Source organism: Pseudomonas sp. PDM09 (genome assembly GCF_014852305.1).
Taxonomy (GTDB): domain Bacteria; phylum Pseudomonadota; class Gammaproteobacteria; order Pseudomonadales; family Pseudomonadaceae; genus Aquipseudomonas.
Map to the genome: position 1 here is coordinate 251649 of NZ_JACVBI010000010.1, position 12322 is coordinate 263970.

Annotated in this window: 14 protein-coding genes; 11 read left to right on the forward strand and 3 right to left on the reverse strand. The window is 59.4% G+C overall.

Going from position 1 to position 12322, the window contains the following annotated elements:
- From IB250_RS23590 to IB250_RS23625, 9 genes are all read left to right on the forward strand, one after another.
- Complete coding sequence (locus tag IB250_RS23590; RefSeq protein WP_412548351.1) at window positions 1–1461, forward strand: cobyric acid synthase; 1461 nt, start codon at window positions 1–3, stop codon at window positions 1459–1461.
- A gap of 122 nt (window positions 1462–1583) precedes the next feature.
- Window positions 1584–2117 carry a bifunctional adenosylcobinamide kinase/adenosylcobinamide-phosphate guanylyltransferase gene (gene cobU, locus IB250_RS23595; RefSeq protein ID WP_192345769.1) on the forward strand — a complete coding sequence of 178 codons (534 nt, stop codon included), beginning with the start codon at window positions 1584–1586 and terminating at the stop codon, window positions 2115–2117.
- Entirely contained in the window at window positions 2114–3169 is a 1056-nt protein-coding gene (gene cobT / locus IB250_RS23600) for a nicotinate-nucleotide--dimethylbenzimidazole phosphoribosyltransferase (protein ID WP_192345770.1), read from the forward strand. The genes cobU and cobT overlap by 4 nt, the downstream gene beginning before the upstream one ends.
- Complete coding sequence (gene cobC / locus IB250_RS23605) at window positions 3166–3741, forward strand: alpha-ribazole phosphatase family protein (RefSeq protein WP_192345771.1); 576 nt, start codon at window positions 3166–3168, stop codon at window positions 3739–3741. Before cobT ends, cobC begins: the two co-directional genes overlap by 4 nt.
- A gap of 2 nt (window positions 3742–3743) precedes the next feature.
- Complete coding sequence (locus IB250_RS23610; protein WP_192345772.1) at window positions 3744–4478, forward strand: adenosylcobinamide-GDP ribazoletransferase; 735 nt, start codon at window positions 3744–3746, stop codon at window positions 4476–4478.
- Between the two features lie 88 nt (window positions 4479–4566).
- Complete coding sequence (locus IB250_RS23615) at window positions 4567–4971, forward strand: MarR family winged helix-turn-helix transcriptional regulator (protein ID WP_095051845.1); 405 nt, start codon at window positions 4567–4569, stop codon at window positions 4969–4971.
- Window positions 4972–5023: 52 nt separating this feature from the next.
- Complete coding sequence (locus tag IB250_RS23620) at window positions 5024–6232, forward strand: MFS transporter (protein ID WP_008013905.1); 1209 nt, start codon at window positions 5024–5026, stop codon at window positions 6230–6232.
- A complete protein-coding gene (locus IB250_RS28840) occupies window positions 6229–6351 on the forward strand; it encodes a hypothetical protein (protein ID WP_008071541.1) in 123 nt (40 codons plus the stop codon). The genes IB250_RS23620 and IB250_RS28840 overlap by 4 nt, the downstream gene beginning before the upstream one ends.
- Before the next feature lie 56 nt (window positions 6352–6407).
- Window positions 6408–6959, forward strand: a complete 552-nt coding sequence (locus IB250_RS23625) for a glutathione peroxidase (protein WP_192345773.1) — start codon at window positions 6408–6410, stop codon at window positions 6957–6959.
- Between the two features lie 83 nt (window positions 6960–7042).
- Here IB250_RS23625 and IB250_RS23630 read toward each other — a convergent pair whose 3' ends face one another.
- From IB250_RS23630 to IB250_RS23640, 3 genes are all read right to left on the reverse strand, one after another.
- On the reverse strand, window positions 7043–8311 hold the full coding sequence (locus IB250_RS23630) for an OmpP1/FadL family transporter (protein WP_192345774.1): 1269 nt from the start codon (window positions 8309–8311) through the stop codon (window positions 7043–7045).
- Between the two features lie 146 nt (window positions 8312–8457).
- On the reverse strand, window positions 8458–8940 hold the full coding sequence (locus tag IB250_RS23635) for a hypothetical protein (protein WP_007898914.1): 483 nt from the start codon (window positions 8938–8940) through the stop codon (window positions 8458–8460).
- 273 nt (window positions 8941–9213) lie between these two features.
- Window positions 9214–9438 carry a hypothetical protein gene (locus IB250_RS23640; RefSeq protein WP_007898912.1) on the reverse strand — a complete coding sequence of 75 codons (225 nt, stop codon included), beginning with the start codon at window positions 9436–9438 and terminating at the stop codon, window positions 9214–9216.
- A gap of 981 nt (window positions 9439–10419) precedes the next feature.
- Here IB250_RS23640 and IB250_RS23645 point away from each other — a divergent pair.
- Complete coding sequence (locus IB250_RS23645) at window positions 10420–10743, forward strand: sel1 repeat family protein (protein WP_192345775.1); 324 nt, start codon at window positions 10420–10422, stop codon at window positions 10741–10743.
- Window positions 10744–10918: 175 nt separating this feature from the next.
- Window positions 10919–12283, forward strand: a complete 1365-nt coding sequence (gene rmuC, locus IB250_RS23650; RefSeq protein WP_162830921.1) for a DNA recombination protein RmuC — start codon at window positions 10919–10921, stop codon at window positions 12281–12283.
- The last annotated feature ends 39 nt before the right edge of the window (window positions 12284–12322 follow it).

A 12322-nucleotide genomic window follows, 5' to 3' on the forward strand; every position in this document is an offset into this window, starting at 1 on the left:
ATGGTGCAGGGCGCGACTTTGATGGTGCAGGGCACTACATCGGACGCCGGTAAAAGCACACTGGTGACGGCGCTATGCCGCTGGGTTACGCGCCAGGGTGTCAGCGTCGTGCCGTTCAAACCGCAGAACATGGCCCTCAACAGCGCGGTGACTGCTGACGGTGGCGAGATCGGTCGCGCTCAAGCGGTGCAGGCCCAGGCCGCCAACCTCGAACCGCACACCGACATGAACCCGGTGCTGCTCAAGCCCAATAGCGATACCGGCGCCCAAGTGATCATTCATGGTCGCGCGGTCACCACCATGAATGCTGTCGCCTATCACGACTACAAAGCCATCGCCATGCAAGCGGTACTGGCCTCCCATGAGCGGTTGAGTGCGGCGTATCCGGTGGTGATGGTCGAAGGGGCGGGGTCGCCGGCAGAGATCAACCTGCGGGCCGGCGACATCGCCAACATGGGGTTTGCCGAGGCGGTGGACTGCCCGGTCGTACTGATTGCCGACATCAATCGCGGTGGAGTTTTCGCGCATTTGGTCGGTACGCTGGAGCTGCTGTCCCCCAGCGAGCAGGCAAGGGTCAAAGGCTTCATCATCAACCGGTTTCGCGGCGACATTGCCTTGCTGCAACCAGGTCTCGATTGGCTGGAGGCGCGCACCGGCAAACCGGTGATCGGCGTTTTGCCTTATGTGATGGACCTGCATCTTGAGGCCGAGGATGGTCTCGATCAGCGGCAGACCGATAAGGCCGACCAGGTACTCAACGTGGTGGTGCCGGTACTGCCGCGCATCAGCAACCACACCGATTTCGATCCGCTGCGCCTGCATCCGCAAGTGGACCTGCAATTCATCGGCCCCGGTCAGGCGATTCCGCCGGCCGACCTGATCATTCTTCCTGGCTCGAAAAGCGTGCGCAGCGACCTCGCGTACCTGCGGGCCAACGGTTGGGACACGGCGATCTCGCGGCACTTGCGCTATGGCGGAAAAGTGCTGGGGATCTGCGGTGGTCTGCAAATGCTCGGCGAGCACGTGCACGACCCGCTGGGCCTTGAAGGCGCGCCGGGTTCCAGTGCTGGCTTGGGCCTGCTGGCGTTCGAAACTCAGCTTGAAGAAGAGAAGCAATTGCGCAATGTGCGTGGGCGCCTGGCGCTAGAAGATGCGCAGGTCAGTGGCTATGAAATTCATGCCGGCGTGACCACCGGGCCGGCCTTGGAAAATGCCGCCGTACAGCTCGACGATGGTCGCTGCGATGGCGCACAAAGTACCGATGGGCAGATTTTCGGCACGTATCTGCATGGCCTGTTCGAGTCACCGGCGGCGTGCAGTGCGCTGTTGCGCTGGGCCGGGTTGCAGGATGTGCAGGAAGTCGATTACTACGCCTTGCGTGAGCGCGATATCGAACGGTTGGCGGATTTGGTGGAGAAGCATTTGGATACCTCGCTGTTGTGTGAGCTCTGTGGGATTTAAGGTGAATTCGAGACCGCCATCGCGAGCAGGCTCGCTCCCACATTGGAATGCGGTCAACTGTGGGAGCGAGCCTGCTCGCGATGACTTAAGTCGCCACGCCGCCAATTAATAGGTAGATGAACATGCTGCAACTGATCCTCGGCGGCGCTCGATCCGGCAAAAGCCGCCTGGCTGAAAAACTGGCGACAGACAGTCAGCTCCAAGTCACTTATATAGCCACCTACATCGCCACCAGCCAATCTCAAGACGGTGAAATGAACGAACGGGTGGCCCATCACCGCGCCCGTCGTCCGGCCGAATGGGCATTGATCGAAGAACCGCTGGAGCTCGCCCGTGAGCTGCGCGAAAACGCCAGTGCCGATCGTTGCTTGCTGGTGGATTGCCTGACGCTGTGGCTGACCAATCTGCTGATGCTCGACGATGCCGAGCGCTTGTCGGCCGAACGCGAAGCCCTGCTGGACTGCCTGGCATCATTGCCGGGTGAAATCATTTTTGTCAGCAACGAGACCGGGATGGGTGTCGTGCCGTTGGGCGAATTGACTCGCCGCTATGTCGATGAAGCCGGTTGGCTGCATCAAGCCTTGGCCGAGCGCTGTCAGCGAGTCGTCCTGACCGTTGCCGGCCTGCCCCTGACTTTGAAAGGAACTGCGTTATGACTCACGCCTGGTGGCTGAACCCGTGTAAGCCAATCGACGCGCAAGCGGTCGAACAGGCGCTGGTGCGTCAACAGCAACTGACCAAACCTGCCGGCTCACTCGGCCGGCTCGAATCGGTGGCGGTGCAACTGGCCGGGTTGCAGGGGCAGGTCAAGCCGACACTCGATCAGCTGTGGATTGCGATTTTTGCCGGTGACCATGGTGTGGTTGCTGAAGGCGTGTCGGCGTTTCCGCAGGAAGTCACCGGGCAGATGCTGCACAACTTTGTCAGCGGCGGCGCGGCGATCAGCGTGTTGGCGCGGCAGTTGGGGGCTTCCCTGGAAGTGGTCGACCTCGGCACTGTCACACCGTCGTTGAATCTATCGGGTGTGCGTCACCTGAACATCGGCCCGGGCACGGCGAATTTCGTTCAGGGGCCGGCGATGACTCAGGCCCAGGGGGAACTTGCCTTGCAGGCCGGCCGCGACAGTGTGCAGCGCGCCATCGCAGCCGGCGTGCAGTTGTTCATCGGTGGCGAAATGGGCATCGGCAACACCACTGCGGCCAGCGCGTTGGCCTGTGCGTTGCTCGATTGCCCGGTGGTGCATCTGGCCGGGCCGGGTACCGGATTGAACGCAGCGGGTGTCAGCCATAAAGCCCAGGTCATCGAGCGCGCCTTGGTGTTGCATGGCGCTCAGCGTAGCGATGCGCTGCAAACTTTGTTCAACCTCGGCGGTTTCGAAATCGCTGCGCTGGTCGGCGCGTACCTGGCCTGTGCTCAGGAAGGCGTCGCGGTGTTGGTCGACGGGTTTATTTGCAGCGTCGCCGCGCTGGTGGCGGTGCGTTTGAATCCGGCCTGCCGTGAGTGGCTGCTGTTCGGTCATCGCGGCGCCGAGCCAGGCCATCGCCATGTGCTCGAAACCCTGAACGCCGAACCGTTGCTGGACCTCGGCCTGCGACTGGGCGAGGGCAGTGGTGCGGCATTGGCCGTGCCATTGTTGCGTCTGGCGTGTGACCTGCACGGGCAGATGGCGACGTTCGCCGAAGCCGCAGTGGCGGATCGCCCGGCATGACCTTGCGCCTGGACCTGTTGCGCCATGGCGAAACCGAACTCGGCGGCGGTTTACGCGGCAGCCTCGACGATGCGCTGACCGGCAAGGGCTGGGAGCAAATGCGCGCCGCGGTGATCGAGCAGGGGCCCTGGGATCGACTGGTCAGTTCGCCGTTGCAGCGTTGTGCGCTTTTTGCTGAAGAGCTTGGGGCGCAACTGGGGTTGCCAGTGCAGCTGGATAAGGATCTGCAAGAACTACACTTCGGCGCCTGGGAAGGGCAGAGCGCCGCGGCGTTGATGGAAACCAGCGCCGAGGCGTTGGGCTTGTTCTGGGCGGATCCTTATTCGTTCACGCCGCCAGACGGTGAACCGGTGGCGGACTTTTCTGCGCGAGTGTTGGCGGCCATCGAACGACTGCACACGGCCTATGCGGGTCAGCGAATCTTGCTGATCAGCCATGGCGGCGTCATGCGTTTGTTGCTGGCTCAAGCGCGCGGATTGCCGCGTGAGCAGTTGCTCAACGTTGAAGTCGGCCACGGCGCGTTGTTCTCGTTGTCGGTCGAACCCGGCGTCTTGTTAAGGGAAGCGATCTGACCATGCTGCCGTTCTGGATCGCCCTGCAATTTTTGAGCAGCCTGCCAATTCGTTTGCCGGGTATGCCGACGCCTGAGGAACTGGGCCGGTCGCTGCTGTTTTATCCGCTGGTCGGTTTGCTGTTCGGCGTGATTCTGTGGGGGCTGAACTGGCTATTGCTGGGCGCGCCATTATTGCTTCACGCCGCACTGCTGCTCAGTGTTTGGGTCGTGCTCAGCGGCGCGTTGCACCTGGATGGCCTGGCCGATAGCGCCGATGCGTGGCTCGGGGGGTACGGCGACCGTGAACGCACCTTGACCATCATGAAAGACCCGCGCAGCGGGCCGATCGCCGTGGTGACGCTGGTCTTGGTATTGCTGCTCAAGTTTGCCGCGTTGCTGGCGTTGATCGAGCAACAGCACAGCGTGGTCATGATCATCGTTCCATTGATTAGCCGCAGCGCGTTACTGGGGTTATTCCTCTCCACACCTTACGTGCGTCCCGGTGGGCTGGGGCAGGCGCTGGCCGATCATCTGCCGCGTTTGGCCGGCAAACAGGTGTTGGTGATCAGTGCGGTGGCCTGTGTGCTGATGGCTGGCCTCAGCGCCGTATGGGCGCTTGCACTGGCGTCCGCGGTGTTTGTCTGGTTACGGCAAGTGATGGTGCGACGATTGGGCGGGACGACGGGCGATACGGCGGGGGCGTTGCTGGAATTGCTGGAGGTGGCGGTACTGGTGGGGCTTGCATTGCTGTTGTAGGACCGAGGCTTGCACGCACCGCTCGCCCCTACGAGTAATATGTATCAAAAAATTTGCTTTCATTTAACCGCGGGTATATACACGCACTATGCTTCCTTCTCAATGTTTGTGCACTAACCTGCGTCGCGCCGCTCGTGGCGTCAGCAGGCATTACGACGGCGCCCTCGACGGCTTCGGGATCAACGTTGCCCAGTATTCTCTGCTGTGCAATCTGCAGCGTCTGGATCAGCCAAGCATCTCGTCCCTGGCCGAAGCCATGGGTCTGGATCGCAGCACTCTCGGGCGTAATCTGCGGGTGCTGGAGGGCGAAGGTCTGGTGACGCTGGTCGAAGGCGAGGACATGCGCAATCGCATCGTCCTGCTCACCGAGACAGGGCGCGAACGCCTGGCGGCGGCGTTGCCAGCCTGGGAAGCGGCGCAGCAGCGGTTGATCGATCGCCTGGGTGCCGAGAAGCGTGAAATTTTGCTGAAATTGCTGGATGAACTGGCTTGAGGCCAGTTTGTTCGATCTTAAGCGGGTATATACCCGCTACCGGAGAACAAGAATGACATCAATGTGGCGTACATGCGGTTGGGTGCTGTTGGGGAGTGCGCTGATTCTGGCGTTGTCATTGGGTGTGCGACACGGCTTCGGGCTGTTTTTGGCGCCCATGAGTGCCGAGTTCGGCTGGGGTCGCGAAGTGTTTGCCTTCGCCATTGCTTTGCAGAACCTGATCTGGGGCCTGGCCCAGCCATTCACCGGCGCGCTGGCCGACCGCTTTGGCGCTGCGAAGGTGGTGTTGATCGGTGGTGTTCTGTACGCCCTGGGTCTGGTGTTCATGGGGCTGTCCGATTCGGCGGTGACCTTGTCCTTGAGCGCGGGGCTGTTGATCGGTATCGGCCTGTCAGGCACCTCGTTTTCGGTGATCCTCGGCGTGGTCGGTCGTGCCGTGCCACCGGAAAAACGCAGCATGGGCATGGGGATCGCCAGCGCCGCCGGTTCTTTCGGTCAATTCGCCATGTTGCCCGGCACGCTGGGGTTGATCGGCTGGCTTGGCTGGTCTGCGGCATTGCTGGTGTTGGGCCTGGTGGTGGCGCTGATCGTGCCGCTGGTGAGCATGCTCAAGGACAAGCCGCTGCCGGTTCTCGGACACGAGCAAACCCTCTCTGAAGCGCTGCGCGAAGCCTGCTCCCATTCAGGATTCTGGCTGTTGGCGTTCGGTTTTTTTGTCTGCGGTTTTCAGGTGGTGTTCATCGGTGTGCACTTGCCGGCTTATCTGGTGGACCAGCACTTGCCGGCCTCCGTCGGCACCACGGTGCTGGCGCTGATCGGGCTGTTCAATATCTTCGGTACCTATACCGCGGGCTGGCTTGGCGGGCGGATGTCCAAGCCGCGCTTGCTCACCGGTCTGTATCTGTTGCGGGCGGTGGTGATTGTGCTGTTCCTCTGGGCGCCGGTCACTCAGGTCACGGCTTATCTGTTCGGCATGGCCATGGGGTTTCTCTGGTTGTCTACGGTGCCCTTGACCAATGGCACGGTGGCGACCTTGTTCGGTGTACGAAATTTGTCCATGCTCGGTGGGATCGTTTTCCTCTTCCATCAGCTCGGCTCGTTCCTCGGCGGCTGGTTGGGTGGGGTGGTGTATGACCGAACCGGGAGTTATGACTTGATCTGGCAGGTGGCGATTCTCTTGAGTCTGGTGGCCGCAGCTCTGAACTGGCCGGTGCGCGAGCAGCCGGTGGCGCGTCTGCAAACCCGGATGAGTGCTGCATGAACAGTCTCTGGCCGCAGATGGCTGCTATCGGCGTCGGCATATTGTTACTGGCCCTGGCGTGGTGGGGCTGGCATCAGGGTGGCCTGGCATTGATGCAGCTGGGCATGGGTGCTTGCTAGCGAGCGGCGAAGGCGAGTAATTTCGTTTTCTGACGATTGTTCAAGGATGCACCGACATGCTGATGCGCTGGCTTGCAGTTCCCGCATTGTTGATGGCTTTCACCGGTTTGGCCCAGGCGGCAGAATGCCCGGAGTTGTTACAAGGCTCTTTGCCCAAGCTGCGCGCCAAGGAATCCATCGATCTGTGCCAGCGCTTCGCCGGCAAGCCGCTGGTGGTGGTCAATACCGCGAGCTTCTGTGGCTTCGCTCCGCAATTCAAAGGCCTTGAGGCGCTGTATCAGCGTTACAAGGATCAAGGGCTTGAAGTGGTTGGTGTGCCGTCCAATGACTTCAAGCAGGAGTCCAAGGATGGCGCAGAGACTGCCAAGGTTTGTTACGTGAACTACGGCGTGACTTTCACCATGACCGAGCCGCAGAAAGTCCGCGGCGATGACGCAACGCATTTGTTCAAGGTTCTCGCTGAACAAAGCAGTTCGCCGAAGTGGAATTTCTACAAGTACGTGGTCGATCGCCAAGGCAGGGTAATCGCCAATTTCTCCAGCCTGACCAAGCCGGATAATCCCGAGTTCATCGAGGCGGTGGAGAAAGCCCTCGCATCGAAACCCTGATCGACGCGCACTAAAAAGCCCCGCCTCTGTACAAGAGCGCGGGGCTTTTTCAATTCAGGCGGCGAGGGAGTCGCCGTGAATCATCAGAAACGGTATGTTGCGCCAACACCGAAACCATTCGCATAGTTTTCATACTCTGCGCTGTAGTTCTGACGGCCGTTGCTGTTGTTGACCTTGACCGACTCTTCGCGCAGGTACGAGTACGCTACGTCGATGGTCAGGTCGTCGGTCGGGCTCCAGCCGGCGCCCAGGCTGAAAATCTTGCGATCGCCAGTCGGAATGCGCGGGGATCGGTTTTCGTTATTGGTCGGTGCCTGGTCAACGGACAGGCCGGTACGCAGGACCCATTGTTTGTTCAACTGGTACGAAGCGCCGATGGCGTGCGCCCAGGTGTCATGCCAGTTCTGTTCTTCGGTGATGGTACCGAACTGGCCATTGAGGAGGGCCGGAACGCCTTTGTTTTCGACGGTGATTTCTTTCAGGCGGCTCCAGCGAGTCCAGGTGCTACCTGCGTAGAGTGTCCACTGGTCATCCAGTTGATGAGTGACCGAGAAGTCGACCGACTCAGGCGTGGTGATATCCAGAGACGCATCGTACTTCTGGTTCGGGTTCTGACCAACGGCACCGAGGAGGTTGTAATTGACCTTGGTGTCGCCTTCGAGCTTGTACTTCACTTTCGAGTGGTAGGTCAGGCCGACGCGCGTGCTATCGGTGGCTTGAACCAGCACGCCGATGTTGTAGCCCAGCGCGATGTCGTCACCCTCGATCTTGACCTTGCCGTCCGGCGCGGCCTGAGTGATCGACAAGTTCGATTCCAGGGTGCCGTCGATGTGGTTGATGGTCGGACCAAAACCGATCGACACCTTGTCGTTGAAGGCGTAGCTGACGGTTGGCTGAAGAGTCACGATTTTGACTTCGCTCTTGCTGCCGAAGTATTTGCCGGCGAAGCCGTTCTCGTAGTCGGTCACCAGGCCGAATGGAGCGTAGACGCCGAAACCGAATGCCCACTGGTCATCGATTGGCTTTACGTAGTAGCCCATGGGCACGCCCATGAAAGGGACCATGTCACCTTTGTTGGTGCCCCTATTCGGACTGGAACTCGCATCACTGATATCAGCGTGCGCGTCGATAAATGCAACACCACCGGTTACTTGTTCGCGCTTGAGGCGAGACATGCCGGCAGGGTTACCAAAAACCGTAGATGCGTCGTCGGCAGATGAAGATCGCCCGGCAAAACCTGTCCCCATCCCGCTGATGCTTTGTTCGTTGAGTGCGAAGCCACTTGCGAAGAGTTGGGTGGATGCCATGGCAACGGCGAGGCTAATGGTGGTTTTGAGCATTACTTTTTTCATTATTAGAATTCCTGGTGATCACCGGGGCGGAAATTACCAAGATTTTCGTCTGGGCGCTATAGCCTGTAACGCTTGAGTTAGAGCGGTTTTGTAGGACAATCCGACCAAAATCGCTACCTGTTGTGCGATTTTCGGAAATGGGTGGATCAGCAGGCGACCTGATTCAACGATGAAACACAGGTCTGCCACGCGTAGGTGAAATCTCGCAGGCGACCTTGGGGCTGGAAAGTCTGGCGCCAGATTCGGGCCATTCCCAACAAGTCATCGGAGGCGGGGAGGGGAGTGTTCTGTTCTTCTACCAGCAGCCAGGCAATGGCGGTGGCGTAACGCAGGTTGACGGTCAATTCCAGATGCGGCCCGCTGAGAAAAGCATGCTGGCTGGCAAGGCCGCGGACCAGGCTTGCCCGATCCGGGTCCAGGGCCAGATAGTGATCCCAAAGGGCCTGGTGGCGGGGTTCGGTGATTCGGTACAGGCCGTGTCCACGGCGGTCATGCAGGGCTGAACCAAGGGCTGACTGACTGGCGGCGATGCCCAGTAGCAGGGATTCGGCAGTTGCGCTATGGCGTCCGAGGTAGATCAACGTCGGACGGATCACATAACGACACAGTTCGCTGGCAGCGATTCCCATAAAGCCCTCGAAACAGGAAGTGGTCGGCGATACCTGAAGGGCCTTGGCAGCAATGGATCGATTCAGGCTCGCCGCAAGCGGATCAAGCCGCTTGAGTTGAAGTGTAGTGTCATTATTTCGCTGTAAAGGACTGTTTTTAAAATATTTCCGGCTTCGAGTTATAACCGTTATATCGGTTGGTGCTTAGCCGCAGGTCGCGAAATGAGAAATATCGGGCAATAAAAAGCCCCGCTTTTGAGCAGGGCTTTTTAGGTTTTCAGCTTTTCTGGCGTCTCAGGCAACCAGTGCCTGGCGAGTACGCTCGATCACAGCCTGCAGCGGTTCTGCGCTGGAGTATTGATCAGGGTACAGGCGTTCGCTGTGACGAGCGATGCCGTGTTCGTTGACCAGAGTGAAGCTGAAGCAGCCTTTGCGAGCGGCCATAATCAGGCAGTTCATTGGAGCAAAAGCGTTGGTTAGGGTGCGAATGGCATCCTGAGTGTGGATTTGAGTGGACATAATTGGTGTTCCTACAAGCGACACGGATAAGAACCGTGCAAAGTTAAAACGTTCCAGTGACGACGACCACCATTGGTCGAACGAAGAACCCGACTGGAACAAAGCAGCCAGTTTGAAGCGCTGATAAATTGGCGCGCTTGGGCTGGCAGGTAGGTACTTAGGAGGGCAGGCAACACATCAAGGGCAAAGGTTCTGGGCCCGGGGTGAAGATCCTGATCAATTTGCAGGCTGGTTCGGTCAGAGTAAGTGAGCCTGGCAACACCCTTTGCTTTCGATTCAAAGGCTGTGTTGGCGCAAGATTTACCTGGAAACCATCGAGGTGGTCGATCCCGTTTTGTCGGTGGAGGCTTCTCTTAGGGAAGGCTGACCGGGGGATTTGTTCGACCAGAATTGACTTTCAGCTTGGTACTAACGCCGCGGATACTAACGGATTGAACTGCAGAAGGGAAGTCCGTTTGTAAAAAAGCGCTGAAGTGCCTGTCGGCAAGTCTCGATTGAGCGGTCAAAGAGCAGGCCAGTGCCCCGCAATAGCCCAGAACCCGACCGTTGATCCGAGCGAACGAGCGAGTCAGGATCGACCGGCGGCACGGGTTGCTCGGGTTTATCCCCACACGCTACCGAAAAACGCGCCGAAAAAGCGCATCGATATAACCGCCTAACAGGTAGTTGTGCACATAAATTGCGCGAACTGTCATCCCACTGTCATCCTCGCCTCAACAGGAGTGGGTGCCTGTAATGAAAATTTAAGTCAATGAAAAACATCGCTTTTTTTTACTGGTGAAAAAATCGTCAGTTTGACTGCGAGCCCCACGCCACACGGCTTTGCGCGAGTTCAAAGACGGTTGTCCACTGAGTTATCCACAGCTTCTGTGGATTGTCCCAAGCGCTTGCTCTAGGACGGGCGTGCAGGCTTTTTTCGACTTTACCTGTACGAAAAAAAGAGTAGAGTGGCGCGCCTTCCGATCTGCCCTACAGTGCTTTATGAAGTTTCGCTCAGTATCAATCTCTGCTGCTTCCACCCCCCGCAGTGTTACCCCACCCAAGCGCTTTTCGATGCGCGTGGCCGAGTGGCTACTCGACAGCCCGCGCCTGGGCGAAAACTCCAACATCAAACACTTCGCCGGACGCTTGCTCAAGCAGCCTGCCCGTGAAGGCGTCGTGGCCGCGCAAAGCCGTCTCGGCCAGCTAATGTGCCGCGAATGCGGTAACGCCCGGGATCGGCGCATTGGCCAGGAGCTCCTGCGTCAGGCCGCGCGTGCGGGCGACCGACGTGCGCAACAGGAACTGGGCCTGAGCGAAGACTGAGCTGTCCAAGACCTGACGCCTTGGTTAACCTTCACGCTTTATCGAATCGGCAGGAGTGGTTATGGCGATGGACTTGACCAGCGCATTGCTGGGGCTGGCGGGCGCCGGGTTGCCGTTACTGGTACTGGCCTGGCAACTTCAGCGTCGGGCGAGTGCGGGGCAGGCCGAGCTGGCGCTGCTGGAAGAGCGCCTTGCCATCGCCCAACTGACGCAGGACGGCTTGAATGCTCAGCTTGACACTTGCCGTGATGAAATCGCAGACCTGAGCCAGGCCAACGCCGCCAAACAGGCCGATCTGGCCGCCGTGCGCCGTGAAGTAGAACTGCTGCAGATCGAACGCGACGACGCCCGCGACGCATCTCACGCCTGGAACATCGAACGCGCCGGCAAAGAGGCTGAGTTGCGTCGCCTCGACGCTCAGGCCGCCTCCCTTAACGCCGAGCTGCGTGAGCAGCAGGAAAGCCATCAGCAGCGCCTCAACGACCTTCAAGGCTCGCGGGACGAACTGCGCGCGCAATTCGCCGAGCTGGCGGGCAAGATCTTCGACGAACGTGAGCAGCGTTTTGCCGAAACCAGTCAGCAGCGTTTGGGGCAGTTGCTCGATCCGTTGAAGGAGCGCATTCAGTCGTTCGAAAAGCGCGTCGAGGAAAGCTATCAGGCTGAAGCCCGCGAGCGCTTTTCCCTGGCCAAGGAACTGGAACGGCTGCAACAACTGAACCTGCGCCTGAGCGACGAAGCCACTAACCTGACGCGGGCCTTGAAAGGGCAGAAAACCCAAGGCAACTGGGGCGAACTGATTCTCGAGCGGGTGCTTGAGCACGCGGGTCTGGAGAAGGGGCGTGAGTATCAGACCCAGGTCAATCTCAAGGGGCCGGACGGTGAGCGTTTCCAGCCGGATGTGATTATTTACCTGCCCGGCGACAAGCAGGTCGTGGTCGACTCCAAAGTCAGCCTCACGGCCTATCAGCAATACGTGGCGGCCGAGGATGATGCCATCGGCCAGATCGCCATCAAGCAGCATGTGCTGTCCCTGCGCACTCACGTCAAAGGCTTGGCCGGCAAGGACTACAAGCGGCTCGACGGCTTGCACAGTCTGGATTTCGTTCTGCTTTTCGTCCCGATCGAAGCGGCGTTTTCTGCGGCGTTGCAGGCTGAGCCGACGCTGTTTCAGGAGGCATTCGACCGCAATATCGTGATCGTCAGCCCGACCACGTTGCTGGCCACTTTGCGGGTCATCGATAGCTTGTGGAAGCAGGAGCGCCAGAGCCAGAACGCTCGGGAAATCGCCGAGCGCGCCGGTTGGCTGTACGACAAGTTCGTGTTGTTCATTCAGGATCTGGATGAAGTCGGCAATCGCCTGCAGCAACTGGACAAAGCCTACAGCTCTGCACGCAATAAGCTGACTGAAGGCCGTGGCAACCTGGTCAGTCGCAGCGAACAGCTCAAGTTGCTTGGAGCGCGAGCCAGCAAGAGCTTGCCGGCGGACCTGCTGGAGCGGGCGATGACCGATGTCGATGGCTTGGCCGAACTGCCGGAGTAGCCGAAAAGCTTCGCGAGCAAGCCCGCTCCCACAGGGGGT